Below are 25,218 nucleotides of genomic sequence, written 5' to 3'. Positions count from 1 at the left end.
AGTCAGCGCGCCGGCGCCACCTCGGAAGCCATCACGTCGACGGCCCGCTCCCACACCCGGTGCAGACCAACGGCTTTGGCGAGCGCGGCGGTGAATTTGCGGTCCACCTTGTCGGCGACCAGTACGCCGGGCGCGTCGAGCGGGATCCCCGCGGCGGTCAGCGCGGCTGTGCCGTCACCCCACGCGGCGATCGGCTTGCAATGCCGAAATGCCTCCTGCAGCAACAGCACCAGTTTGAGATCATGGGCGGGTTTCGTGCCGGCGGCAACCACCACGGCGTCGAACTCGACGGACCGCGTGGTCAGCAGGGTCCGTTCGACGATCACGCTGCGGCGGCCGGACTTCAGGACGCCACCGACCGGTGCGGTCACCAAGGGTGTCGCGTTGAGCCCCAGGACGGCCTCGACGAGTTTGGCGACGCCGCCGAGATCGGAATCTGCTCCGGCGATGATGCCGATCTTGCGGCCGTCGATGGGACCGGGCGTTTCGACGACTTGCGACAAAGCCGGCGACACCAGAACGTCTTTCGGCGGGTTGCCCTTGGGCGCCGGTAGGCCGAGCCCGATAGCCACCTGCTGGCACAGCTCAGCGTCGACGTTGGCCAGAACTTCGAGCTGGCGTTCCTTGATGGACTGCTCGTAGCACTTGCCCAGTTCGAACGTGAACGCCTCGATGATGTGCGCCTGCTCGACGGCGGTCAGGCTCCGGTAGAACATCGCCGGCTGGGTGAAATGATCCTGGAACGAGGACGGATTCTCCCGCACCGTCGGACCCTGCACCTGGCGCGGTGTCTGTACGTATCCGCCTTCGTCGGCACCGGCCACCAACGGTTCCCCGTCGTCAATGCTGTTAGGGCGGTATGGCGCCTGGCCGGTGTGAATTGCGGTCTGGTGCATGCCGTCGCGCAGCATGTCGTTGACCGGGCAGTGCGGCCGGTTGATCGGCAGCTGGGTGAAGTTGGGACCACCGAGCCGGGTCAGTTGGGTGTCGAGGTACGAGAAGAGGCGGGCCTGCAGCAGTGGGTCGTTGGTCGGTTCGATGCCGGGCACCAGGTTGCCGAGATGGAACGCGACCTGCTCGGTTTCGGCGAAGTAGTTTGTCGGATTGGCGTTGAGCGTCAGCTTGCCGATCAGCTGCACCGGCACCATCTCCTCCGGCACCATCTTGGTCGGGTCCAGCAGATCGATGCCCTGGAAGCTGTCGGTGCCGTCGTCCGGCATGATCTGAATGCCGAGCTCGTATTCGAGGGGAGCACCCGCTTCGATGCCATCGGCCATGTCCCGGCGGTGGAAGTCGGGATCGACGCCGGCCGCAATCTGCGCCTCTTCCCACACCTGGGAATGCACACCGGCCACCGGCTTCCAGTGAAACTTGACCAGGCTTGTCTTGCCCTTCTTGTTCACCAGGCGGAAGGTGTGGACGCCGAATCCCTCCATCGTGCGATAGGAACGCGGGATGCCGCGATCGCTCATGTTCCAGAACACGTGATGAGTGGCTTCGGTATGCAACGAGACGAAATCCCAGAACGTGTCGTGTGCGGACTGGGCCTGCGGGATCTCGCGGTCGGGGTGAGGCTTCGCCGCATGGACGACGTCGGGGAACTTGATGCCGTCCTGGATGAAAAAGACCGGAATGTTGTTGCCCACCAAATCGAAATTGCCTTCGTCGGTGTAGAACTTGACGGCGAATCCTCGGGTGTCACGGACGGTGTCGGCCGATCCCCGCGAGCCCAGCACCGTGGAGAATCGGCAGAACACCGCAGTCTTCTTGCCTTTACGCGCCAGGAACCCGGCCCTGGTGACCGAGGCCGCGGTTCCGTAGGACTCGAAGACACCATGGGCGGCCGCACCGCGGGCATGCACGACGCGCTCGGGAATGCGCTCATGGTCGAAGTGGGTGATCTTCTCGCGCAGATGAAAATCCTCGAGCAGACTGGGCCCGCGGTTGCCGGCTTTCAACGAGTGGTCGGTATCCGGGAGGCGCAGGCCTTGGGCGGTGGTCAGGTATTTGCCGCCCTGAGCGCGCACATCGAAATCCGCGGCCTCTCCGTTGGTGTTGCCGGTAGGGCTCGTTTGCTTCGGGGCGGTCTGGTCGGGTTGACGGCGCGGCGGCATGGCTACTCCAAAATGCTGGGTCGTGGATTCCGGCGGGTACCCCGAACTCGACGCCCTAAGCAGAGATTGACGTTTCGCGGTTTCGGGTATTTCACACGGTGTTTCATTGGTGAGTGTGAAGTGAGCGGCGATGGTCGGCTGGCTGGACAGATTGCAGCAACGCAATCGCACCGTGGGTGTGACCATCGCGGTGATCTACAAATACCTTGACGACCAGGGCGGCTATCTGGCCGCGCTGATCACCTACTACGCGTTTGTCTCGCTGTTTCCGTTGTTGTTGTTGTTGACCACCGGCCTCGGGGTGCTGTTGGCCGGTAGGCCTGACCTGCAGGCCGAAGTGCTACAGAGCGCGTTGAGTCAGTTCCCGGTGATCGGCAGCCAGTTACGTCAACCGGAGGGACTCAGCGGCGGAGCCGGTGCGGTGGCGGTCGGCATTTTCGGCGCGCTCTACGGCGGCTTGGGTGTCGGACAGGCGCTGCAGAACGCGATGGATTCGGTGTGGGCGGTGCCGCGGCACGAGCGCCCCGACCCGTTCCGGTCAAGGGCGCGCAGCCTGGTGTTGTTGTTGGTCCTTGGTTCGGCAATCATCGCGACCACCCTGCTGTCGGCAATCGCTCACGTGACAGGCACGTTGGGGCCCTTGGGCAGGGTGGGTGTCACGCTGGTCGCGGTCGCCATCAATGCGGGGATCTGCCTGGTGGCGTTCCGGGTGACCACGGCGCGGGAACTCACTTACCGGCAGGTGTTGCCGGGAGCGATCGCGGCGGCCATCGTCTGGCAGATTCTGCAATCCTTCGGCGCCGGCTACATCGGACATGTGGTGAAGTCGTCCAGCGCGACCAACAGTGTTTTCGCGCTGGTGCTGGGGATGTTGGCGTTCTTGTTCCTGGTGTCGTCCACGCTGGTGTTGTGCGCCGAGATCAACGTGGTTCTGGTCGAAGGGCTGCACCCGCGTTCATTGCTCACCCCATTCACCGACGATGCGGACCTCACGCCGGCCGACCGCAAGACGTACGCCAAGAGGGCCAAAGCCGAACGCGTCAAAGGGTTTCAGCGCGTCAGCGTCAGGTTCGACGATTCCGACCGCAAGACCACTGGCGTATCCTGAATCTCCCGTGCCGCTATCACGTTGCGGTGCAATCCGTTACCGAAGGAACCCATGGACTTCCGCGCTTTCGTCGAACCACAGCAAGGCGCCACCTACGCCGACCAGTTGGCTGTCGCGCGAGCCAGCGAAGACCTCGGCTTCGACGCGTTCTTCCGCTCGGATCACTACCTGGCCATGAGCGGCGATGGCGGACCGGGACCCACCGACTCCTGGGTGACGCTGGGCGCCATCGCGCGTGAAACATCACGCGTCCGGCTGGGCACGCTGGTGACGTCCGCGACGTTCCGCTATCCCGGGCCGCTGGCGATCGCGGTGGCCCAGGTCGACGAAATGAGCGGTGGCCGTGTGGAATTCGGCTTAGGCAGCGGCTGGTTCGAATCGGAGCATAAGGCGTACGGGATACCGTTCCCGTCGGTGCGCGAACGGTTCGACCGGCTCACCGAGCAGCTGGCCGTCATCACCGGGCTGTGGACCACACCGGCGGGCGACACGTTCGACTACGAGGGAGAGCACTACACGATCACCGACTCACCGGGGCTGCCCAAACCGGCGCAGAGCCCGCACCCGCCGATCGTGATCGGCGGCACCGGAGCCAAACGCACGCCCGCGCTGGCGGCCCAGTACGCGGCCGAATTCAACGTGCCGTTCGCGCCGATCGACGTGGTGCGTCGGCAATTCGAGCGGGTAGCCGACGCGGTGGCCTCGGCCGGCCGCGCCGCCGACTCGATCGTCTACTCCAGTGCCTTCGTACTATGCGCCGGCCGCGACGACGCCGAAGTGGCGCGACGCGCAGCGGTGATCGGCCGGGAGGTCGACGAGATGCGCTCCAACAGTCCGCTGGTCGGCACCCCGGCCGAGATCGTCGACAAGCTGGGGCCGTGGGGTGAATTAGGTGTGCAGCGGGTGTACGCGCAGCTGCTCGACATGTCGGACCTGGCACATTTGGAGCTGCTGGCGAGTGACGTGATGCCGCAGCTGCGGTGATCTAGCCTGAACTCCAGCCGCTCATTCGCGCCGTCACGTGCCGTCTTGCTCGGTCTGGGTATGCCGGGGCAGATCTTGCGGGCTGACCTTGATGCGCTGGCACGGTTGAAGCCAGACCTGGACCGAGTGGCTGCGGAGGTAAGCCAGGGCTTGCCCGCAGAGCTACCGGCCGCAGGCGCCGTGGACACCGGAGCGGTGCCGTGTTGGCTGCAGCCCAGACCGAGCCACAACGTGTGCTGGACCTGATCGACGGCTGGGAAGGCCCCACAGAGACCCCCGAGACGCGGACGAAGGCGCTGTCGTCATTGCGCGCGGGCAGCAGTGCGCAGCCGACCTCCCGGACGGCCCCACCGACGGCCACTAACCCGAACTGGGTCAGGTGTAGAACCCGTCGATGGTCTGCTTGTTGTTCTGCTCGACCACCGCCCGCTTCAACTTCAGCGACGGCGTGAGTTCGCCTGTGTCGACCGATAATTCGTGGTCGATCAGCTCCCACTTCTTGATGGTCTCCCAGCGGTTCAGCTCACTGTTGAGCTGCTGCACGTAGCCGTCGACCATCTCGCGGACCTGGGCGTTGCGGGTGAGCTCGGCAAACGATGTCTCCGAAATACCTTGCTCCTGAGCCCATTTCGTCAGCGCGTCGCCGTCGAGGGCGATCAGCGCGACGCAATAATTGCGGGCCTCCCCGAACACGATGAATTGGCTGGCATAGGGGCACAACGCCATGAACTTCGCTTCGATGGCCGGCGGCGCGACATACTTGCCGCCGGACGTCTTGAACAGCTCCTTGATGCGGCCGGTGATGGTGAGGAACCCGTCGGCATCGAGGCTGCCGCGGTCACCGGTGCGAAGCCATCCGTCTTTCGTCATCGCCTCTTCGGTCTTGTCGGGCAGGTGGTGGTAGCCCGTCATCACCAAGGGACCGTAAAGCTGCACCTCGCCGTTGTCACCGATGCGCACGCCGGTGCCGTCGAACGGCAACCCGACAGTGCCCAGCTTGTAGTTGTCGGGACGGTTGATGAACCCGGCGCCCGCGGACTCGGTCAGCCCGTAGCCCTCCAGCACCAGCACCCCGGCGGCCAGGAACCACTCCGCGATCTCGCGGTTGAGCGGGGCGGACCCTGAGACGAAGAACCGCAGCCGGCCGCCGAAAACCTCGCGGACCTTGCTGAACACCAGACGGTCGAACAGCTGCTGCTGCAGCCGCAGCGACAGCGGCACCGGTTTGCCGTCGCGGCGCCGGCGGCTGACGTCCAGGCCGACCCGGAACGCCTGGTCGAACAGGCGGGCCTTGATGCCGCCTGCACCTTGGCTCGTCATCACGATCTTGGCGTGCGCCTTCTCGAAGATGCGGGGCACGGCGGCCATGAACGTCGGTTTCACGGCGCCCATGTTCTCGACGATCTTGTCGACCCGCCCGTCGACCGCGCTAACGAACCCACACGCAAGCTGACTGGCGAGCAGCACCTTGCCGAACGAGTGAGCGAGCGGCAACCAGAGCACGTGCAGGTCGTCCTCGCCGAGGAGTTGTTCGTTGCGGATGAACTCCGCCGCCGATGTCCACGACCGGTGAGCGAGCCGAACCCCTTTGGGGCGCCCGGTGGTTCCCGATGTGTAGATCAGGGTGGCCAACGACTCGCTGGTGACGGTGGCTGCAGCATCGGCGACGGACGTCGGGTGTTCCTGTAAGTAAGCGGCTCCGCGGCGGGCGAATTCATCGAAGGTGATGACCCAATCGCCGTGACCCTCGCCGTCGAAGACCACGACCAGCCGGACGTCCGGCAGCTCGTCGCGATTGCCGGCGAGCTTGGCGACTTGTGCGGCATCTTCGGCGAAGACGAGCTGCGACCCGGAGTCGGCCACGATATAGGTGGCATCCGCGGCATGGGTACTGGGATAGACCGTCGTCGTCGCCGCACCGGCACACATCACGGCAAGGTCGGCCAGGATCCACTCGTACCGGGTCCCCGACATGATGGCGACGCGTTGTTCTGATTCGATGCCGGACGCGAGCAGTGCCGCGGCCAGTTCCTGCACACGGTTGGCGGTCTCCTGCCACGTCACCGACACCCAACGGCCGTCGCGCAGGTACCGAAACGACTCCTTGCCGGCAGACGCGCCCACTCGATCGAAGAACATCGAAGCCAAGTTCGTTGACGTCTTGGGCTCTGCGGTTACTGACGACACTGTCATTCCTCCTTGTTTACCCCTCTCACTAGGAAGTATGAGAGTTGCGCCATGCATTTCCAGAGAATCTTTCAGCCGCGAATCCGATACTGAGTCACCAAGACTAAACGGCGAGCATCTCGGGCGAGCGGCGACCGGATCTATCCGGTGTCGCCGTGGCCACGACCACCGCGGCTCGCTTGAGCGGTGCGACCGAAGCTCACCCAGCGCATGAGCGACGGGGGTCACCGCAAGAGGTCCACCCGGCACTCTCCTACCCCCGCGGCACCGGTTACATCGAGTGGGCCGACGATGCCTTCACGATGGCGGATGTCACCCATATCGGGATGCGCGACATGCCCCTCTTGGCGGTGCGGATATGGAATTCAAACGCTAGAAACTCCACCGCTTTTGTAATTCTGACATCACCGGGTAGCGCCGGCCGAACGCGCATTGGACCAAGCCGACTCTATAAACAACGAGATCAAATCACATACATCAACGGATCCGGCCTGGTCCAGCGGCGGCAACTGTTATGGACGCTGCCAGGTTTCTTTTCTGCGATTCCGCACATCAGCATTCGACACAGCTCCGGCAGAAACTCAGTTTTCCAGAACTGGAGGGCTGCAATTGGCCGCGTTCTGTGCCACGATGCTTCCACCACGTGGTTATCGGGACAACCCGGGCATAAAGATGTATCGCCAGCGCGCAACGCCATGGAGCAACTCCTGGGCGGGGTGAGGGATGTGATGATGAAGGACGCACGGGCTTCAGCGTGGCTCATACCGTTGCAGGTCGTCGGTCCCATCCGCGGGCCGCGCTGCATAAATGTGACCGCCACGGCGCACCCGGCAAGTTCCGAGCACTGGCAATGAGCGCCAAGGCTTTTCGTCCAGGCGTCGCGCTCGCTGTCACGTGCCTCGGCATCTTCGTTATCAGTCTTGACTTGACGATCGTGAATGTCGCGTTGCCCACGTTGTCGCGCCGGCTCGGCGCGAGCAACGCCGAACTGCAGTGGATCGTCGACGCCTATTCGCTGACCACGGCGGCATTGCTGTTATCGGCAGGCAACCTCGGCGATCGGTATGGCCGGCGCGGCTGGCTCAATATCGGATTGGCAATCGTGGCCGTGACATCGGTGATGGCGGCGTGCGCGGATTCGGCCGCGAGTCTGATTGCGGCGCGGGCGGCGATGGGGATCGGCGCGGCCATCATCTATCCGACCTCGCTGGCGTTGATCTCCAACATGTTTGATGGCGCGCGACGCGCCAGGGCGATCGGGGTCTGGGCGGCGATGACGGGTATTGGCATCGTCGTCGGACCAATTGCCGGTGGCTGGCTTATTGAGTCGGTTTCGGTGGGGTCGGTCTTCTGGCTCAATGTCCCTATCGCTTTAGTAGCGATCGCTGGTGCGACGCTGTTCGTGCCGACCTCGCGAAATCCCGTTCGCACATCGATCGATCTCTGGGGGCTCCTGCTTTCCGCAGCAGGTCTCGCTGTCTTGACCTTCACGCTCATCGAAGGGCCCGGCGCGGGGTGGCTCAGCGGACGAACCTTTACCGGTTTCGCTTTGGCCGCAGTCCTGCTCGCCGCGTTTCTCCGGCAAGAACGACGCTCCCCCTTTCCCATGTTGGACCTGTCGATATTCGCCGATCGAAGGTTCGCAGGGGGCAGCATCGCCGTCACGACGTGCTACCTGACGCTGTGCGGTTTCGTCTTCGTGATGACGCACTATCTGCAGTTCGTAACGACCTACACCCCGTTACAGACGGGGGTTCGGCTTCTGCCGCTGGCGGTCTCGGTGGCCGCGGCGAGTGTGGCGGCGCCGCGTCTGGCGCAACGCTGGGGCACGACCTTCGTGATCACCGCAGGTCTAGTGGTGTATGCCGCGGCGATCGCGTGGTCAGGCACGTTCAACGCTGCCACCCCGTATCTGGAGATCGGCGCGACGATGGCGATGCTTGGCGCCGGATGTGGATTCACCATGGCGCCGGCGACGGAAGCGATCATGGGCTCGCTGAGCCCGGCCACCGCCGGGGTGGAATCGGCGGTGGCCGGCGCCACCCGGCAGGTAGGGGGGACCTTGGGCGTTGCGCTGATCGGGAGCGTGTACGCGTCGGTTTACTCCCATCGGCTCAATGACCGCACGACAGCTGCGGACATTTCACCCGACGTGCGGGCATCGCTCCGAGGGTCGATGGCGGAGGCCGAAAAGGTGCTCGGGCAGCTGCCTGCGGGAACTGGACGGCTGGTGCGCGGTGTGGTCGAGTCCGCTTTCCTCGACGCCGTATGGGCCAGCTGTCTGGCGTGCGCCGGTGTGGCGGTTGCACTCGCGGTCGTTGTAGCGATCGTGCTGCCCGGAAATGCCGAACCCGCATCGCAACGTCGACCGGCAGCACCAGCGGAAGGAATACGGCAAGCATTGTGACGCACATACATTGGCTCAACGATCGGCTTACTGATTCAACGGCGGACAAAGTGCCCCGAAATCTGGCGATCATGCCCGATGGCAATGGTCGCTGGGCTCGGGCGCGGGGCATTTCGATTGAGGACGGTCACGCGGCCGGAGCGGCGCTTGTTGCTCCGCGAGTCATCGACGCTTGCGAACTGGGAGTCGAGCAACTGACCGTGTACTGCTTTTCCACCGAGAACTGGACCAGACCCGCGACCGAGCTCGAAGGCATTATGCGGGTGTTTGCCTATCACGTCGCTCACACTGCGGAACTGCTGGAACCCCACGGCATCCGGTTGCGGATACTCGGATCACGTCGCCAGCTGCCACAGGCGGTGCTTGACGCGATCGACCAAGCCGAAGCCACCACGGCACACAATTCCCGCATGACTTTGTTCGTCGGATTCAACTACGGTGGCCGACAAGAAATACTTGAGGCGGCCGAACGATACACCGGTGGCGGTGAAGAAGCATTTCAGAAATTGCTCTACGCGCCTGAACTACAGGACCCCGACCTCATAATTCGCACTGGTGGCGAACGGCGCCTGTCCAATTGCTTCCTCTGGCAATCGTCCTACTCCGAACTGCTCTTCCTAGACGTGCTGTGGCCCGACTTCAGCCGACAACATCTAGAGAAGGCGTTCGCCGACTACAGCCGGCGTGAACGCAAATGGGGAGGACGCCCGGCGCCGAATGGGGACACCTCAGAACTGCAAGCCATCTAGCCTGACGCGCACACCAATGGGAGTCGCCTTGACCGATTCACGCGGCGTGTCCGCGGCCCAGCATGAGACCCGCAGTTTCCGCCGAACTCCCGATCGTGCCGGGGCGGCGCTGATCCCGTTCGCCAGGGGTTCGTCGGGCGGCACCGACGACCAACTTCTTCAGCGGCTCAGCGAGACGACGATTCAGCTCAGCCAAGTCGTGGGCCATGTGGTGGTGGTCGACGACGGAAGCGGGCTGAGGTTCACCGCGGAGGACATTCCCGGGTGCCAGCAGCTGATCAGACTTGAGCACAATATCGGCAAGACGGGCGCCATCCGTGCCGGCTTGCGAGAACTGGTGGGCAAAGCGGGCATCCAGTACGTCGTGCAATGCGACTGCGATCTGGATCAGCGTCCGTCCGACGCCTGCCTGCTCGTCGACGCGTACCGTCGCGTCGACGCCAACCGAGCGAGCGGCCCGGTCTTGATCGTGGGTGACCGGTACGCCAGTTACGCGGCGGCATTTCGTTCGGCTGCCTACCGAGTGGAGTTGCTGTTGTCGTGCGACCTTGCGTGCCGCTTGGCCGGTCTGCGAATGCGCGATTTCGTGTCGGGGTTCCGTCTCTTTTCGATCGATTTCGCACGTCGCTACCTCTCGATGAGCCAGGCCGAGGGTTTCGCTGTCGAGATCGAGCAAACTATTTGCGCCTATCTCTGCGACGCCACGACAGGGAGCGTCTTCCTCTCCTGGTCGAGGCCGCGGGCCACGACCACACAAACCTGGAAAGTCGTCGAGGCGCTTGAGGCAACCTCTATTCACGCCGACGCGTTGCGGGCCAAGGGCTGGCAAGGCCGGCTACTGCAGGCGTGGGCAGCACGGGTCGCGGCCAAAGCGAAGAAGGCCAAGAGCCCGAGCGTCGGCTTGGGCCTCACCGGCGGCGTTTGACGGCCTAACTGCTCGACTGTCCCGAGCCAGAGCGCCCGCGCTGCTGCTCAGCGACGGTAAGCGGGTCCTACCGCTGCGCGCTGTGCACGCGCTCTCGACTGTGGTGGCAGGTACAGGATTCGAACCTGTGAAGCTTTCGCGACGGATTTACAGTCCGCTCCCATTGGCCGCTCGGGCAACCTGCCGCCTAGCAGGGTACAACGACCGGGTAGACAGTTCACAAACGGGGAGCACTGAAGAAGGGACGCAGCGCATGGCCGACTCATCGTTCGACATCGTCAGCAAGATCGACCGGCAGGAAGTCGACAACGCACTGAACCAGGCCGCCAAGGAACTGTCGACGCGCTTCGACTTCCGCGGGACCGACACCAAGATCGCGTGGAAGGGCGAGGAAGGCATCGAGCTCACTTCGTCCACCGAGGAGCGGGTCAAGGCCGCACTCGATGTGTTCAGGGAGAAACTGATTCGCCGCGACATCTCGCTGAAGTCCTTCGAGGCCGGAGAACCGCAGGCGTCCGGCAAAACCTACAAGCTGACCGGCACCCTCAAACAGGGCATCACCAGCGAGAACGCCAAGAAGATCACCAAACTGATCCGCGACGAGGGGCCCAAGACCGTCAAGACCCAGATCCAGGGCGACGAGGTCCGCGTCACCAGCAAGAAACGCGACGACCTACAGGCGGTCATCTCGATGCTCAAACAGGCCGATCTCGATGTGGCGTTGCAGTTCGTGAACTACCGGTAGCCGACGCCGAGCCTGCGGCGCCGCTGGTGATCCTGCGCTGAGGGCAATCCCGCACGGCGTGTCGTCGCCGTCACCGCAGGCTCAACCGCCAAGTGAGGGGGCCGAAGGTCCCTGGCCCACCAACCGGTGGGTGCCTAGGCTGGTCCCCAGAAATCCCCGGACGCAAGCGAGGTTCACGATGACCGTGACGCCCCACCAGACCCCCACACCCGCCCCGACGGATTACGTCGACGTTCTCATCGTCGGCGCCGGCATCTCCGGCCTTGGAGCGGCCTACCGCATCCTGCAGCGCAACCCGGGGCTGAGCTACACGATCCTGGAGCGGCGCGAGCGAATCGGTGGCACCTGGGACCTGTTCCGGTATCCGGGGGTGCGCTCGGACAGCAGCATCTTCACGCTCAGCTTCCCGTTCGAGCCCTGGACCCGGGAAGAAGGCGTCGCCGACGGTGACCACATCCGCGAGTACCTCACCAACATGGCCCGCAAGTACGGCCTCGACAAGCACATCCAGTTCCACAGCTACGTGCGCAGCGCCGACTGGGATTCCGCCACCGACACCTGGACAGTCACCTTCGAACAGAACGGCGTCACCAAACGGTGCCGCAGCCGCTTCGTGTTCTTCGGCAGCGGCTATTACAACTACGACGCGGGCTACACCCCCGACTTCCCCGGCATCGAGCAGTTCGGCGGCACCGTCGTCCATCCGCAGCACTGGCCGGCGGACCTGGACTACACCGGCAAGACGGTCGTGGTGATCGGCAGCGGCGCCACCGCCGTGACGCTCATCCCCGCCATGGCCGAAAAGGCCGGCAAGGTGATCATGCTGCAACGGTCGCCGACGTACCTGATCTCGTCGTCAAAGTACAGCAAGGTTGCCTGGCTCAGCCGAAAGTTGTTGCCCCGCAGGATCGCTCACCTGACCATTCGGTTCTACAACGCTCTGATGGAAGGGGTGCTGTGGTTCTTGTCCCGCAAGACCCCGCCGCTGATCAAGTGGCTGCTGCGGCGCAAGGCGGTGCAGAGCCTGCCGGAGGGCTACGACGTCGACACGCACTTCAAGCCCCGGTACAACCCGTGGGATCAGCGGCTGTGCCTGATCCCGGACGCCGACCTCTACGAAGCCGTCGCCGGAGGGCGTGCCGAGGTGGTCACCGACCACATCGACCGTTTCGACGCGACCGGCATCGCCCTGAAATCCGGGCGGCATCTCGACGCTGACGTCATCGTCACCGCCACCGGCCTGCGACTGCAGGCCCTCGGCGGGGCCACGATCAGTATCGACGGCGTCGAGATCAACCCTCGGGACCGTTTCGTCTACAAGGCCCACATGCTCGAAGACGTGCCCAACCTGTTCTGGTGCGTCGGGTACACGAACGCGTCCTGGACGCTGCGGGCCGACATGACCGCGCGAGCGACCGCCAAGCTGCTGGCCTACATGGCCGAGCACGGCTACACCCACGCCAGCCCGCATCTCGGCGACCAGCCGATGACCGAGAAACCGGCCTGGGACATTCAGGCGGGATACGTCAAACGAGCACTGCACGCACTGCCGAAGTCGGGTACCAAGCGGCCGTGGAACGTGCGGCAGAACTACTTCGCCGACGCGATCGACTACCGGTTCGACCGGATCGACGAGGCGATGGTGTTCGGCCGGGCCGCCGACCGGGCCTCGCTGGCCGGTTAAGCGGAGGCCCCGAGCGGAATCTTCTTGCCACAGTTGGGGCAGAACTTCTCGGCATGGTGATGCTGCGCGCCGCAGTTGGCGCAGAAGTGCGGTTCGCCCGTTGCCAGCGGAGGGACAAGCCCCAGCGGTCGCACCGCGCCGTCCGTGACATGCTCGTCGTCCGAGGGCGGTTCGGCGGGTTCTTCTTCGGCGCGACTTTGCCGCCGGCTCCGGACTACCAGAAGACCGACCCAGCCGCTGACCAGCAGTACCAGCAGGACACCAGCGGCGAAGTACCACAACAGGTTTGACCGTTGGAACACTGAGGCGTCCCCGTACTGCTGCCGTAGATTGGCCGCGCTGGTCTTCAGATCCGCGGCGCCGGGGTAGTCGGGCGACAGCGTGAGGGCCAGGTCGAAGTCCTTGATCGCATCGCTGTAGCGGCCCTCGTAGTAATGACCGAGTCCCTGGCGATACGCCCGGTCGGCAGGGCCGAGCGTGGCTTTCACAGCCTTGGCCGCCAGCATCGTGGCGAGCGTGTCCGCGGGCGTGATGAAGTTGAATGGCTGCGGTTCACCGGCGGGTCCGAAGCTGTTGACACCGATCACCTTTCCGCTGAGGTCGACGGTCGGACCCCCGCTCATTCCCTCGGCCACCGCGGCATCGATCTCGTATACCGGGCTCGACTTGACGTTCGACTTCTTGCTCACTTTGCCGCTCTTGTTGGTCGGGTCGAGCGACCGGCCGGTAAGCCGCGCGGTGGGCTCGGCGTAGCCGACCGCCAACACCGGGGTACCGATGCTGACGTCCGAATCGGTGCCGAGTTCGGACGACGGCAGATTGTGTTTGTCGACCTTCAGCAGGGCCACGTCGCCCTTGCCGAGCGGCTTGAAGTCCACGACGGTGGCGGGCATCTTCTCGGCGATCTTCGTCCCGGTGCCATAGATCAGCGTGAGGTTGACCTGTGGCCCCTGGCCCGGCAGGGTGCCTTCCACCCGCGCGTTCTTGGCCAGATACTCCAAAATCGCCAGCGGGTCCTGACCGACCGAAGCATCCGGGTATTGAGCCTGGTATTCACCGACGGCCCGCTTGAGTATCTGTTCTTTCGCCGTATCCGGATCGGCGCAGTGGCCGGCCGTGGCGATCCAACCGTCGGGGTTGACCACGAATCCGGTGCAGTTCCAGGTTGCGACGAACGGGGCGTTGGACCCTTCACCGAAGAACGACAGCGTCTTACCGTCGGGCAACCTGACCATGCCGTACGCCTCGGCGCTGAGGAACATGACGGCCGGCCGAATCCGTGCTGCGGCCGCCTGTTCCGCGTTGGCCTGCGGTCGGCCACCATCGGCCACCGCACCCGCCGGCCACAGCATCGACACGACGAGCACAGCCACGGCGAGCAACGCTCGGCATAAGGTCACTCCTTCACCATCCCGGTGCCGGCAGCTCGCCCGGAAGGGCCCGAAGTCCTCTGCCCGTGGGTCGTTGGTATTCCTCGATGACCGCAATAGGCTGGCTTCATGGCAGCTGAGAAGCGCGAACCCAACGTCGTTGTCCTCGGTGGCGGATCCTGGGGCACCACCGTGGCCTCGATCTGCGCGCGCCGCGGGCCGACACTGCAGTGGGTGCGCTCGGAGGAGACGGCCAACGACATCAACGAAAACCACCGCAACAGCCGCTACCTCGGCAACGAGGTGGCGCTGAGTAACTCACTGCGCGCCACCACCGACTTCGCCGAAGCCGCCAACTGCGCCGACGTTCTGGTCATGGGTGTGCCGTCCCACGGCTTCCGCGGGGTGCTGACCGAGTTGGCCAAGGAACTGCGACCCTGGGTGCCGGTGGTCTCCCTGGTCAAGGGCCTCGAGCAGGGCACCAACATGCGGATGTCGCAGATCATCGAGGAGATCCTGCCCGGGCATCCGGCCGGCATCCTGGCCGGACCGAACATCGCTCGTGAGGTGGCCGAGGGGTATGCCGCGGCCGCGGTGCTGGCCATGCCGGACCAACACCTGGCCACCCGGCTGTCGCACATGTTCCGCACCCGGCGTTTCCGCGTCTACACGACCGATGACGTGATCGGCGTGGAGATGGCGGGTGCGCTCAAGAACGTCTTCGCCATCGCGGTAGGGATGGGCTACTCGCTGGGCATCGGCGAGAACACCCGGGCCCTGGTGATCGCCCGAGCACTCCGCGAGATGACCAAGCTCGGGGTGGCGATGGGCGGCAACGCCGAGACCTTCCCCGGCCTGGCCGGTCTGGGCGACCTGATCGTCACGTGCACCAGCCAGCGCAGCCGAAATCGCCACGTCGGTGAGCAACTGGGCGCCGGCAAGCCCATCGACGAGATCATCGCGTCGATGAATCAGGTGGCCGAGGGCGTCAAGGCCGCCAGCGTGATCATGGAGTTCGCCGACGAGTTCGGGTTGAACATGCCGATCGCGCGCGAGGTCGATGCCGTGATCAACCACGGCTCCACCGTTGAGCAGGCCTACAGCGGCCTGGCCGCCGAGGAACCCGGACACGAGGTGCACGGCTCCGGGTTCTGATCCCGCGTCTATTCCCGCATCAGGAAGCGGCTAACGCAAAATTTGCGTTCGCTATGCACCCAGCGCGTCCGGTTGCCGGTGCCAGCCGCCCCCCATACCGTCAACGAAGGTCGTCAAGCGGGACGCCCGAAACATCGCCGTCTCGGGACTGCCCGTTTTGTCTTGTACGTCAAGGCGTTACGGCCGCGTTATACATCGCGATACGGGGCGGATGTCGCAAGGTCCCCCGCTACATCAGACGAGGGAGCTCCGATGCGACAGATCGAACAGATCGCCTACGAGTCGCGAACCGACCGATTGCGGGCGGTGATCAGACACGACCTGCCGGCCTCGCTGGTGGTCTTCCTGGTGGCACTGCCTTTGTCGTTGGGCATTGCGATCGCCTCGGATGCGCCGGTACTGGCCGGCCTGATCGCCGCGATCGTCGGCGGCATCATCGGCGGAGCACTGGGCGGATCGCCCCTACAGGTGAGCGGCCCGGCTGCCGGCCTGACCGTGATCGTCGCGGACTTGATTGCCGAATTCGGCTGGGGCATAACATGCTTCATTACCGCGGCGGCGGGCCTCATGCAGGTTCTGTTGGGACTCAGCCGCGTTGCGCGTGCGGCGCTTGCGATTTCCCCCGTGGTGGTGCATGCGATGCTGGCCGGCATCGGGATCACCATCGCGCTGCAGCAGACCCATGTGCTGCTGGGCGGGGAGTCGCATAGCTCGGCCTGGGTCAACGTGATTGAGCTGCCCGCCCAGATTCTGGGAGCGCACCGGCCCGGCCTTTTCCTCGGCCTGCTGGTGATTGCGATCATGGTCGCCTGGCGCTGGGCCCCGGCCAAGCTGGCCGCCGTTCCCGGCCCGCTGGTCGCCATCGTGGTCGTGACGGCCATCTCGGTGGTGTTCCCGTTCACCGTTTCGCGTATCGCGTTGCAAGGCTCGGTGATCGACGCCTTGCAGTTGCCGGCGATACCGCACGGAAATTGGGGAGCGGTGGTGGTCGGCATCGTCACCGTCACACTGATCACCAGCGTGCAGAGCCTGTTGACGGCGGTCGCCACCGACCGCATGCACACTGGGCCGCGCACCAATCTCGACCGCGAGTTGATCGGGCAGGGCGCCTCCAACATCGTCTCGGGCGCCATCGGTGGGCTCCCTATCGCCGGTGTGATCGTGCGCAGCTCGGCAAATATCAAGGCCGGCGCCAAGACCAGCGCCTCGACAATCCTGCACGGATTCTGGATCCTGCTGTTCGCCCTGCCCTTCGCGGGCCTGATCGAACAGATCCCCAGCGCCGCGCTGGCCGGGCTGCTGATCGTGATCGGAATTCAGCTGCTGCAGCCCGCGCACATCGAAACCGCGGTCAAAACCGGCGATTTCGCCATCTACCTGGTAACCATCGTCGCCGTCGTCTTCCTCAACCTGCTGCACGGCGTCCTGATCGGGCTGGCCCTGGCCATCGCGATGACCGGATGGCGCGTGATCCGGGCCAAGGTCGAAGCTATTGCCGACGGCGATGAGTGGCGAGTACGGATCGAAGGCGCGTGCACCTTCCTCAGCCTGCCGCGCCTGACCCGCGTGCTGGCCGAGGTGCCCCACGGCGCCACGGTCACCCTGCACATCGCCGTCACCTACCTCGATCACGCTGCCCACCAATCGATTACCGACTGGCAGCACCAACATCAGTCCGCCGGCGGAACCGTTCACATCGACGGGCTGCTCGAGCGTGGGCACCCACCACGCACACCCATGGTGTCGCTGGTCAGAACCGAAGCGCCCGAAGCGGCGGCCTAGTCAGCCCGTCATCGCTCAGTCAGCCGCGCGCCATCTGCTCCAACCGGCGGATCCGGTCTTCGATCGGCGGGTGCGTCGAGAACAGCGACCCGATGCGCTCACCGGCCCGGAACGGGTTGGCGATCATCAAGTGGGCCTGGCTGGCCAGCTGCGGCTCGGGCGGCAACGGGGCCATCTGCACGCCGCCGGAGATCTTGCGCAACGCGGACGCCAGGGCGAGCGGGTCGCCGGTCAGCATCGCCCCTGACTCGTCGGCCTGGTACTCCCGAGATCGCGACACCGCCAGCCGCACGACCGTCGCGGCGATTGGTCCGAGCAACGAAACCAGCAGCATCGCAAAGGGGTTGACTCCACCCTCGCGGTTGCCACCGAAAGCGCCGAACCACATAGCCATGTTGGCCAGGGCGGTGACCACCGAGGCGAGCGCGCCTGCCACACAGGAGATCAAAATGTCGCGGTTGTAGACATGCGAGAGCTCATGCCCCAGAACGGCGCGCAGCTCGCGCTCGTTGAGGATCTGCAGAATGCCGGTGGTGCAACAGACCGCGGCATTGCGGGGATTGCGACCGGTGGCGAATGCGTTCGGCGCGTTAGTGTCGCTGATGAACAGCCGCGGCATGGGCTGGTGGGCGGCGGTGGCCAACTCGCGCACGATCCGGTACATGGCGGGGTACTGCAACTCCGATACCGGTACGGCGTGCATGGCCCGCAGTGCCAGCTTGTCGCTGTTGTAGTAGGTGTAGACGTTGATCCCGACGGCGAACAGGGTCGCCAGGAGCAGAGCGGTTCTTCCGAACAGCGCGCCGACGAACACGATCATCGCGGACATACCGACCAACAGCAGGAATGTCTTCAGCCTGTTGGCATGCGGATGCCAGGTCATGGGTGTGTCCTCCTACGACTTGATTACAGTCGGACAACGCCTGGGAGGACGGCTCAGGTTCCGATTTTCCGGGACCTGTTCAGCCGTGCCGGCTGACGGTGTAGTCGACCAGCGCCTGCAACGCGTCGCGACCGGGAGATTGGGGCAGCAGGCTCACCTCCTGATGCGCCCGCTCGGCATATTCCGCCAGCGTCTGCTTGGCCTGGGCCATGCCCGGCGACGCCCGCAACAGGGCCAGCGCCTCCAGTACCTCGTCGTCATCGTGGATGGGTCCGGCCAGTAGCTCGCGCAGCCGCGCGCCTTCGGGATCCGTTTGTTGCAGGACGTACAGCATCGGCAACGTACGCACACCCTCGCGCAGATCGGTTCCGGGCACCTTGCCCGACTCATCGGACTCACTGTCGATGTCGATGATGTCGTCGGCGATCTGGAACGCGGTGCCGACGATAGCGCCCAACCGGCTCAGCCGTTCGACCTGATCGTCGTCGGCGCCGGAGAACATGCCGCCGAATCGGCCGGCCGCGCCGATCAGGCTGCCGGTCTTCTCGTGAACCACCCGCAGGTACTGCTCGATGCGGTCCACCTCCTCGGGAGTCCCGCGGGTCTCCCGCATCTGACCGGTAACCAGCTCGGCAAACGTCTCGGCGACGATCCGCACCGCGTCGGGCCCGAGGCGCGACACCAGGCGCGACGCCGTCGCGAGCAGATAGTCGCCGGCCAGGATGGCGACGTTGTTGCCCCACCGGGCGTTGGCGCTGGCCGCACCGCGGCGGACTTCGGCCTCGTCCATCACGTCGTCGTGGTACAGCGTCGCGAGGTGGATGAGCTCGACCACCGCACCGGCCAGGGTCACATCCGCGTTGTCCGGGTCCGGCCCGGTCTGCGCGGCCAACACCGTGAACAGCGGACGGAACCGCTTGCCGCCGGCCTGGAACAGGTGCAGCAGGGACTCGGTCATCACCTCGTCGGAACCCCGCAGCTCAGCGTCCATCAGCCGCTCGATCCGAGCGACACCATCTCGCACAGTCGCGGCGAATCCGGCGTCGCCGAAGTCAACGCCCGCCACCACCGTCGCCGGAGTACTCATTCGACCAACATACTGGTGGGCGTGAAGAACGAAGTCCCCAGAGCCCTGCGCGCCCAGGTGGTGGTGGTAGGCGCCGGACCTGCCGGGTCTGCGGCGGCCGCCTGGGCCGCCCGGGCGGGCCGGGACGTCCTCGTCATCGATTCCGCCAGTTTCCCCCGCGACAAGGCGTGCGGTGACGGGCTGACACCGCGGGCCATCCTCGAGCTGGAGCGACTGGGGCTGGGCGATTGGCTATCCGGCCACATCCGGCACCGGGGCCTGCGGATGAGCGGCTTCGGCGGTGAGGTGGAGATCCAGTGGCCGGGCCCGTCGTTTCCGTCGCACAGCAGCGCGGTGGCCCGCCTCGAGCTCGACGACCGCATTCGCAAGGCGGCCGAAGAGTCCGGGGCGCGCATGCTGTTGGGCACGAAAGTAGTCAAGGCACATCATGATTCGTCGCGACGTGTGACGTCGCTGACGTTGGCCGACCACACCGAGGTGAGGTGCGATCAGCTGATCGTCGCCGACGGCGCACGCTCCCCGCTGGGCCGCAAGCTGGGCCGGCGCTGGCATCAGGAGACCGTGTACGGCGTGGCCGCCCGCGGGTACCTCGCCACGCCGCGCAGTGACGACCCCTGGCTGACGTCGCATCTGGAACTGCGTTCGCCCGACGGCGCCGTGCTACCGGGCTACGGCTGGATCTTCCCGCTGGGCAACGGCGAAGTGAACATCGGCGTGGGCGCGTTGTCCACCACCAAGCGGCCGGCAGACCTGGCCCTGCGGCCGCTGATTTCCTACTACACCGACCTGCGGCGCGACGAGTGGGGGTTCGAGGGACCGCCGCGGGCGGTGGCCTCTGCATTGCTGCCGATGGGTGGCGCGGTGTCAGGTGTGGCCGGGCCGAACTGGGTGCTGATCGGTGACGCCGCGGCCTGTGTCAACCCGCTCAACGGCGAAGGCATCGACTACGGGCTGGAGACGGGACGACTGGCCGCCGAGGTGCTGGGGGCGCGTGACCTGTCGCGGCTGTGGCCGGCGTTGCTCACCGACCACTACGCCCGCGGTTTCTCGGTGGCGCGCCGGCTGGCGTTGCTGTTGACCTTCCAGCGATTCCTGCCGGCGACGGGGCCGATCGCGATGCGCTCGACGACATTGATGCGCATCGCGGTGCGGGTCATGGCGAATCTGGTCACCGACGAGGACGCCGATTGGGCGGCGCGGGCGTGGCGTGGCGGCGGTTGGGCGTCGCGATTGATCGACCGCCGCCCGCCCTTCAGCTAGGAGTGCCGAGCAGACGGGACGGTCGCGCTCTCATATCAACTTCATTGACATATATCAGCCCGGTTGATATTCTGCAGGCATGACTTCACCCGTGGATTTTCAGTTCGAGCAGGCTTACCGCGGCGAATCGGAGCAACTTGGCCAGGGTGCACGACCGCCGTGGAGCATCGGCGAACCCCAGCCCGAATTGGCGGCACTCATCGAGCAGGGCCGCTTTCACGGTGACGTTCTCGACGCCGGCTGCGGCGAGGGCGCCATCTCGCTGGCGCTGGCCGAGCGCGGGCACACCACCGTCGGCCTGGACGCCTCCCCCACCGCCGTCAAGCTGGCAACGGCCGAGGCGCAGCGGCGTGGATTGACCGACGCGAGCTTCGCGGTCGCCGATATCAGCGACTTCGGCAGCTATCCCGCCGGGTTGACCGGCCGGTTCCAGACGATCGTCGACTCCACCCTTTTCCACTCGATGCCCGTCGAGCTGCGCGAGGGCTATCAGCAGTCCATCGTGCGCGCGGCAGCACCGGGCGCGTCGTACTTCGTGCTGGTTTTCGACCGCGCCGCGCTACCCGACGGGCCGGTCAACGCCGTGACCGAGCACGAACTGCGCGAGGTGGTCTCCAAGCACTGGGCGATCGACGACATCCGGCCCGCGCGCATCTACGCACAGGTCCCGGCGGACGCGCCGGCGATGCCCGGCTTCGTGGCTCGCGACGAACCCGATGGCCGCAAATCGGTCGGCGCGTGGCTGCTGTCGGCCCATCTGGGCTGATAGCGGGCCCGGCCCCAGGTGTATAGTCCGCCTAATGAAGGCATTTAGGCTGGGTGCTTTCGCGGCCATGGCGGTCGCCGCTATCGGGTTGGCGGCACCCGCCCAGGCCGACGACTACGACGCCCCGTTCAACGCTCAACTGCACACCTACGGCATTTACGGCCCGCAAGACTACAACGCCTGGTTGGGCAAGATCAGCTGTCAGCGCATCGAGCGGGGCGTGGACACCGACCCGTACAAGTCGGCCGCGTTCCTGCAGCGCAACCTCCCGCTGCACACCACTCAGGGGCAGGCGTTTCAGTTCCTCGGCGCGGCGCTCGACCACTACTGCCCCGAGCAGGTCGGCTTCCTGCAGCGGGCGGGCACTTAAGCCGCGCCGGAGTAGAGCCCCTGCGACAACGCAGCGTCGGCGAATACCATGGCGCACCCGCTCACCGGCGAAAACCCAGCAGGGGTGAAGCCTCGAATCAGAGCGGCTTGTACGCCGCGTGCAGCGCCACGATTCCCCCGCTCAGGTTGCGCCACCGGACCGCTGACCATCCCGCTCGCGTGATCTCCTGCGCCAGTGCCGCCTGGTCGGGCCAAGCCCTGATCGACTCGGCCAGGTAGACGTAGGCGTCGGGATTACTGGACACCGCGCGCGCCACCCGCGGCAGCGCCTGCATCAGGTACTCCTTATACGCGGTGGCGAACAAAGGGCTTGTGGGAGTGGAAAATTCGCAGACCACCAACCGGCCACCCGGCTTGGTGACCCGCGCCATTTCGCGCAGCCCGGCGGGGAAGTCGGCCACGTTGCGCAACCCGAAGCTGATGGTGACGGCGTCGAACACGTCGTCGGCGAACGGCAGCCGGGTTGCGTCGCCGGCCACCTTGGGCACGTCGCGGGCGCTGCCCGCCGAGAGCATGCCGACCGAGAAATCGGCTGCCACACACCACGCCCCGGACTTAGCCAACTCGACGGTCGACACCGCCGTGCCGGCGGCCAGATCCAGCACCTTCTGACCCGGGCCGATCTTCAGAGCAGAGCGCGTGGCGCGCCGCCAGAACCGGTCCTGGCCCAGCGAGAGCACCGTATTGGTGATGTCGTATCGGCGGGCGACCCCGTCGAACATCGACGCGACGTCCCGGGGATCCTTGTCGAGGTCGGCGCGGCTCACCTCTGAGACGCTACCCGGCGTCCGGATGGGGGAATTCGTCGCCGGTCGCTGCGTTGCACAACCTCGTGAGCGAAAAAGTTTGATTCATCACCGGGACATCGCACGGCTTCGGACGCCAGTGGGCGGCAGCCGCTTTGAAACGTGGCGACAAGGTGGCCGCCACGGCACGCGACACCACATCGCTGGACGACCTGGTCAGCCACTACGGCGCCGGGTTGTTGCCGATCCAGCCCGACGTGGTCGACCGGGCGGCGGACTTCGCGGCGGTCAAGCAGGCCCAGGACCGCTTCGGGCGCCTGGACATCGTCGTCAACGACGCCGGCTACGGGCAGTTCGGGTTCATCGAGGAGGTCTCCGAGCAGCACGCCCGCGACCAGATCGAGACCAACGTGTTCGGCGCGCTGCGGCTCACCCAGGCCGTGTTGCCGTACCTGCGGGCGCAGCGCAGCGGGCACATCATCTAAGGCGAGTGGCGTAAGCAGCGGTGGGCGAGCCCCGGTGATCCGTCGGCGTCGGCACAAGCGCTGTTGAAGGTCGTGGATGCCGACGAGCCGCCACCGTGGGTGTTCTTCGGCGCATCGCCGCTGCAGACGGCCAAGTCCGACCACGAGAACCGGTTGCGCACCTGGGAGCGGCGGCAGCCGGTGGCCGAGTTGGCTCAGGGCTAGATCTTCAGGCGTACCGACGCGCCGGCCGGGCCGGGCCGGCGAGTACCGCCTCGTAGTGCCCGATCAGCTCGTCACAGATCACCGACCAGCTGCGGCCCAGCACGCTTCGCCGCGCCGCCTGCGAATACCGTTGTCGTTCCGCCAGCAGGTGCCCGACGGCCGCGGGCAGCCGCGCCTCGAACTCAGCCACCGGCAGCAGCAGACCGGTGCGGCAGGGGGCAACCAGATCGCGCGGGCCGCCGGCGTCGGGGGCGATGACCGGCAACCCCGACGCCAGCGCTTCCTGCACGACCTGACAAAACGTCTCATGCTCGCCGGGATGAACGAAGACGTCCATGCTCGCGTATGCGGCCGCCAGTTCGGCGCCATACAGCGCCCCGGTGAAAACGGCTGTGGGCATGAGCTTTTCCAGTTTCGCCCGGTCCACTCCATCGCCGACGATGACCAGACGCACGGCGTCGGCGGCCGCCAGCCCGGCCAGCCGTTCGACGTGCTTCTCGGGGGCCAGCCGGCCGACGAATCCGACGATCGGCCGGCCGTCTGCAGACCATCGCCGACGCAGCGCGTCATCGCGGGCAGACGGGGCGAACCGAATCAGGTCGACGCCGCGCGCCCAGCGGTGGACTCGCGGGAAGCCTCGTGCGGCAAGGACTTCCATCGTCGGCGTAGAGGGCGCCAGGGTGCGGTCGGCGCGGCTGTGCAGGTGCCGGAACCAGACCCACGCCGCCCGGGTGGTCATCGGAATGCCGTAGCTCGCCGCGAAACCCGGAACGTCGGTCTGGTACACGGCCACCGTCGGGACGCCGAGTCGGCGCGCAGCCAGCAGGCCACCGTAACCGAGCAGCGCCGGCGAGGCCAGGTGCACCACGTCGGGGTCGAATCCCCGCAGCACGCGCACGAGTCGGGGGGTGGGTACGCCCAGGGGAAGCGTGGTCACTTTGGGGAACATCCGCGACGGCGTCCGATGGATCCGGACACCGTCGTACACGCGGTCGGCAGGGGCCTCATCGGGCGGGTTGTCCGGGGCGATGACAAGGACTTCGTGACCGGTGCGACGCAGGTGCTCGAGAACCCGAACGACCGAGTTACTCACACCGTTGACCTGTGGGAGGAACGATTCGGCGACGATTGCAACGCGCACGCCACCACAGTGGCAGCACCGACTGTCGGCCAGGTAGCCGCCGGGCATACGCGACGCGAAATCTGTTCGCGCTACTGACGAGGTGGCCCTGACCAGCAGAGAACGCTGCTGGTGGCGGCCCGCCAGATCGCCTAACTCAACTCGCCATGAGTCACCTGACCGGAGTGGTCTGCGGGGCTGGGCCCAATGGATCGCGGCCGTCGGCGTTCTCGTCTTCACCGGCATCGGCTTGTGCGCGATCGGATACGGCGGCTACGCGCTGTGGGTTCAGCACTCGGGCACATCTGCTCAGGTCAAGCTCGACCACTGCAAGAAAAACGGTCGCAGGTCGGGCGACTTCAGAACATGCACCGCGGTCTGGCAGCCAAGCGGTGAAACCCCAAGAACCGTAACGGTCCACGGCCGGCGAATCAGCACCCGCCAGACGGTCAACGTCCGTATTCGTGGCAATGGGGCCTTCACAGGCTCCTACAACAGTTGGCCGATCATTGCTGTCGGCATCGTCATGGTCGCCCTGTGGCCTGTTACTTGGTTGATCAGTCGTCGGCGCAAGCGCTACAACCCGGCTTGATTGAGCCGCTTGTCCAGCAACGCAAGCAGGATTAATGCCGCGGCACCGATCAACCAGGCCGCCACCGCGATAGACCCCGCCGGGATGATCGCCAAACCGGCATTGCGGTGCTGTACCCGCACCAGGTTGGGGTCCTTCTTGTTGTATTCCACATAGATCCGCATGCCAGTGGCCAGTTCCGAGGGGTACAGCACGCCGAGTTCCGGCCGGTAGGTGACGCGGTCCGGGGTGACGAACTCGATGGTCGAGCGACGCGGACCGGCGCTCAGCACCTCGGCCTGCGCGACTCCCATGTTGCGTTTGATCGCCAGGTCGTTGCGCCACGCCCCAGCCACCAACAGCACTGACTGCAGTGTGACGAGAAAGATGATGACCAGCACGGCTATCCGCGCCCACCGCACCATCATCCTGGCCCGGGTGTCCGGCAGTTCATCGCCGGTGCCGTGAATCAGCGTGCGCAGCAGCTCTTTCGGCG

General features: G+C 65.6%; 21 protein-coding genes, 1 tRNA gene and 1 pseudogene. 14 read left to right on the top strand and 9 right to left on the bottom strand.

The annotated features are described in order from the left end of the window. Positions 1-2: 2 nt before the first annotated feature. Entirely contained in the window at positions 3-2,114 is a 2,112-nt protein-coding gene (locus JX552_RS05075) for a catalase (protein WP_205876374.1), read from the bottom strand. A gap of 130 nt (positions 2,115-2,244) precedes the next feature. On the opposite strand from JX552_RS05075, the gene JX552_RS05070 reads away from it, so the two are divergent. Both JX552_RS05070 and JX552_RS05065 read left to right on the top strand, forming a co-directional pair. Continuing rightward, on the top strand, positions 2,245-3,222 hold the full coding sequence (locus JX552_RS05070) for a YihY/virulence factor BrkB family protein (protein WP_205876373.1): 978 nt from the start codon (positions 2,245-2,247) through the stop codon (positions 3,220-3,222). 51 nt (positions 3,223-3,273) lie between these two features. Next, on the top strand, positions 3,274-4,206 hold the full coding sequence (locus JX552_RS05065) for an LLM class F420-dependent oxidoreductase (RefSeq protein ID WP_205876372.1): 933 nt from the start codon (positions 3,274-3,276) through the stop codon (positions 4,204-4,206). 375 nt (positions 4,207-4,581) lie between these two features. Here JX552_RS05065 and JX552_RS05060 read toward each other — a convergent pair whose 3' ends face one another. Beyond that, positions 4,582-6,399 (bottom strand): AMP-dependent synthetase/ligase, encoded by a 1,818-nt coding sequence (locus JX552_RS05060; protein WP_205876371.1) that lies wholly within the window; start codon positions 6,397-6,399, stop codon positions 4,582-4,584. A gap of 844 nt (positions 6,400-7,243) precedes the next feature. Between JX552_RS05060 and JX552_RS05055 the strand changes: the two genes are divergently transcribed. The 3 genes from JX552_RS05055 to JX552_RS05045 are packed head-to-tail and all read left to right on the top strand — an operon-like array spanning position 7,244 to position 10,474. Further along, positions 7,244-8,800 carry an MFS transporter gene (locus tag JX552_RS05055; RefSeq protein WP_205876370.1) on the top strand — a complete coding sequence of 519 codons (1,557 nt, stop codon included), beginning with the start codon at positions 7,244-7,246 and terminating at the stop codon, positions 8,798-8,800. Next, entirely contained in the window at positions 8,797-9,549 is a 753-nt protein-coding gene (gene uppS, locus JX552_RS05050; RefSeq protein ID WP_277396037.1) for a polyprenyl diphosphate synthase, read from the top strand. The genes JX552_RS05055 and uppS overlap by 4 nt, the downstream gene beginning before the upstream one ends. 28 nt (positions 9,550-9,577) lie before the next feature. After that, on the top strand, positions 9,578-10,474 hold the full coding sequence (locus JX552_RS05045) for a glycosyltransferase (protein WP_205876369.1): 897 nt from the start codon (positions 9,578-9,580) through the stop codon (positions 10,472-10,474). A gap of 101 nt (positions 10,475-10,575) precedes the next feature. Here the strand turns inward: JX552_RS05045 and JX552_RS05040 are convergent. Then, positions 10,576-10,659: transfer RNA gene (locus JX552_RS05040), tRNA-Tyr, on the bottom strand. A 68-nt stretch (positions 10,660-10,727) separates the two neighbouring features. On the opposite strand from JX552_RS05040, the gene JX552_RS05035 reads away from it, so the two are divergent. Beyond that, positions 10,728-11,219, top strand: a complete 492-nt coding sequence (locus JX552_RS05035; protein WP_205876368.1) for a YajQ family cyclic di-GMP-binding protein — start codon at positions 10,728-10,730, stop codon at positions 11,217-11,219. 178 nt (positions 11,220-11,397) lie between these two features. Next, complete coding sequence (locus tag JX552_RS05030; RefSeq protein ID WP_205876367.1) at positions 11,398-12,903, top strand: flavin-containing monooxygenase; 1,506 nt, start codon at positions 11,398-11,400, stop codon at positions 12,901-12,903. On the opposite strand, the gene JX552_RS05025 is transcribed toward JX552_RS05030, so the two are convergent. Continuing rightward, positions 12,900-14,276 (bottom strand): trypsin-like peptidase domain-containing protein, encoded by a 1,377-nt coding sequence (locus tag JX552_RS05025; RefSeq protein ID WP_241010884.1) that lies wholly within the window; start codon positions 14,274-14,276, stop codon positions 12,900-12,902. The two genes, JX552_RS05030 and JX552_RS05025, sit on opposite strands and share 4 nt — an antisense overlap. Positions 14,277-14,402: 126 nt before the next feature. Here JX552_RS05025 and JX552_RS05020 point away from each other — a divergent pair, with 126 nt between their 5' ends. Further along, the gene (locus JX552_RS05020; protein ID WP_205876366.1) at positions 14,403-15,428 is read left to right on the top strand and encodes an NAD(P)H-dependent glycerol-3-phosphate dehydrogenase; all 1,026 of its coding nucleotides are present in this window, start codon (positions 14,403-14,405) and stop codon (positions 15,426-15,428) included. Positions 15,429-15,680: 252 nt separating this feature from the next. Further along, positions 15,681-17,210: a SulP family inorganic anion transporter gene (locus JX552_RS05015; RefSeq protein WP_205876365.1), complete on the top strand. Its 1,530-nt coding sequence runs from the start codon at positions 15,681-15,683 to the stop codon at positions 17,208-17,210. A gap of 19 nt (positions 17,211-17,229) precedes the next feature. Here the strand turns inward: JX552_RS05015 and htpX are convergent, their stop codons facing one another. After that, entirely contained in the window at positions 17,230-18,093 is an 864-nt protein-coding gene (htpX, locus tag JX552_RS05010) for a zinc metalloprotease HtpX (protein ID WP_205876364.1), read from the bottom strand. A gap of 79 nt (positions 18,094-18,172) precedes the next feature. Then, positions 18,173-19,180 carry a nonaprenyl/(2E,6E)-farnesyl/geranylgeranyl diphosphat synthase gene (gene grcC1, locus JX552_RS05005; protein WP_205876363.1) on the bottom strand — a complete coding sequence of 336 codons (1,008 nt, stop codon included), beginning with the start codon at positions 19,178-19,180 and terminating at the stop codon, positions 18,173-18,175. Positions 19,181-19,225: 45 nt separating this feature from the next. Between grcC1 and menJ the strand changes: the two genes are divergently transcribed. The 3 genes from menJ to JX552_RS04990 all read left to right on the top strand — a co-directional run bounded on the left by menJ (position 19,226) and on the right by JX552_RS04990 (position 21,576). Further along, positions 19,226-20,440, top strand: a complete 1,215-nt coding sequence (menJ, locus tag JX552_RS05000) for a menaquinone reductase MenJ (RefSeq protein WP_241011084.1) — start codon at positions 19,226-19,228, stop codon at positions 20,438-20,440. A 79-nt stretch (positions 20,441-20,519) separates the two neighbouring features. Further along, positions 20,520-21,206 (top strand): class I SAM-dependent methyltransferase, encoded by a 687-nt coding sequence (locus tag JX552_RS04995; protein ID WP_205876362.1) that lies wholly within the window; start codon positions 20,520-20,522, stop codon positions 21,204-21,206. Positions 21,207-21,240: 34 nt separating this feature from the next. Beyond that, positions 21,241-21,576, top strand: a complete 336-nt coding sequence (locus tag JX552_RS04990) for a DUF732 domain-containing protein (protein WP_205876361.1) — start codon at positions 21,241-21,243, stop codon at positions 21,574-21,576. Positions 21,577-21,673: 97 nt separating this feature from the next. Here JX552_RS04990 and JX552_RS04985 read toward each other — a convergent pair whose 3' ends face one another. Further along, a complete protein-coding gene (locus JX552_RS04985; RefSeq protein ID WP_205876360.1) occupies positions 21,674-22,363 on the bottom strand; it encodes a demethylmenaquinone methyltransferase in 690 nt (229 codons plus the stop codon). Between the two features lie 86 nt (positions 22,364-22,449). On the opposite strand from JX552_RS04985, the pseudogene JX552_RS04980 reads away from it, so the two are divergent. Beyond that, a pseudogene (locus tag JX552_RS04980) lies at positions 22,450-23,031 on the top strand (SDR family NAD(P)-dependent oxidoreductase). A 4-nt stretch (positions 23,032-23,035) separates the two neighbouring features. Here the strand turns inward: JX552_RS04980 and JX552_RS04975 are convergent. Beyond that, positions 23,036-24,172 carry a glycosyltransferase family 4 protein gene (locus JX552_RS04975; RefSeq protein WP_205876359.1) on the bottom strand — a complete coding sequence of 379 codons (1,137 nt, stop codon included), beginning with the start codon at positions 24,170-24,172 and terminating at the stop codon, positions 23,036-23,038. A gap of 82 nt (positions 24,173-24,254) precedes the next feature. Between JX552_RS04975 and JX552_RS04970 the strand changes: the two genes are divergently transcribed. Next, complete coding sequence (locus JX552_RS04970) at positions 24,255-24,743, top strand: hypothetical protein (RefSeq protein WP_205876358.1); 489 nt, start codon at positions 24,255-24,257, stop codon at positions 24,741-24,743. Here the strand turns inward: JX552_RS04970 and JX552_RS04965 are convergent. After that, complete coding sequence (locus JX552_RS04965) at positions 24,728-25,207, bottom strand: DUF3592 domain-containing protein (protein WP_431195961.1); 480 nt, start codon at positions 25,205-25,207, stop codon at positions 24,728-24,730. The genes JX552_RS04970 and JX552_RS04965 overlap by 16 nt on opposite strands. Positions 25,208-25,218: the final 11 nt, after the last annotated feature.

The organism is Mycobacterium gordonae (assembly GCF_017086405.1).
Classification (GTDB): Bacteria; Actinomycetota; Actinomycetes; order Mycobacteriales; family Mycobacteriaceae; genus Mycobacterium; species Mycobacterium gordonae_D.
This window is presented reverse-complemented; position numbering and strand designations above follow the sequence as displayed.

Coding starts and splice junctions, on each gene's coding strand:
- JX552_RS05075 (WP_205876374.1), bottom strand. CDS start 2,114: ATGCCGCCGCGCCGTCAACCCGACCAGACCGCCCCGAAGCAAACGAGC.
- JX552_RS05070 (WP_205876373.1), top strand. CDS start 2,245: ATGGTCGGCTGGCTGGACAGATTGCAGCAACGCAATCGCACCGTGGGT.
- JX552_RS05065 (WP_205876372.1), top strand. CDS start 3,274: ATGGACTTCCGCGCTTTCGTCGAACCACAGCAAGGCGCCACCTACGCC.
- JX552_RS05060 (WP_205876371.1), bottom strand. CDS start 6,399: ATGACAGTGTCGTCAGTAACCGCAGAGCCCAAGACGTCAACGAACTTG.
- JX552_RS05055 (WP_205876370.1), top strand. CDS start 7,244: ATGAGCGCCAAGGCTTTTCGTCCAGGCGTCGCGCTCGCTGTCACGTGC.
- JX552_RS05035 (WP_205876368.1), top strand. CDS start 10,728: ATGGCCGACTCATCGTTCGACATCGTCAGCAAGATCGACCGGCAGGAA.
- JX552_RS05030 (WP_205876367.1), top strand. CDS start 11,398: ATGACCGTGACGCCCCACCAGACCCCCACACCCGCCCCGACGGATTAC.
- JX552_RS05020 (WP_205876366.1), top strand. CDS start 14,403: ATGGCAGCTGAGAAGCGCGAACCCAACGTCGTTGTCCTCGGTGGCGGA.
- JX552_RS05015 (WP_205876365.1), top strand. CDS start 15,681: ATGCGACAGATCGAACAGATCGCCTACGAGTCGCGAACCGACCGATTG.
- htpX (WP_205876364.1), bottom strand. CDS start 18,093: ATGACCTGGCATCCGCATGCCAACAGGCTGAAGACATTCCTGCTGTTG.
- grcC1 (WP_205876363.1), bottom strand. CDS start 19,180: ATGAGTACTCCGGCGACGGTGGTGGCGGGCGTTGACTTCGGCGACGCC.
- JX552_RS04995 (WP_205876362.1), top strand. CDS start 20,520: ATGACTTCACCCGTGGATTTTCAGTTCGAGCAGGCTTACCGCGGCGAA.
- JX552_RS04990 (WP_205876361.1), top strand. CDS start 21,241: ATGAAGGCATTTAGGCTGGGTGCTTTCGCGGCCATGGCGGTCGCCGCT.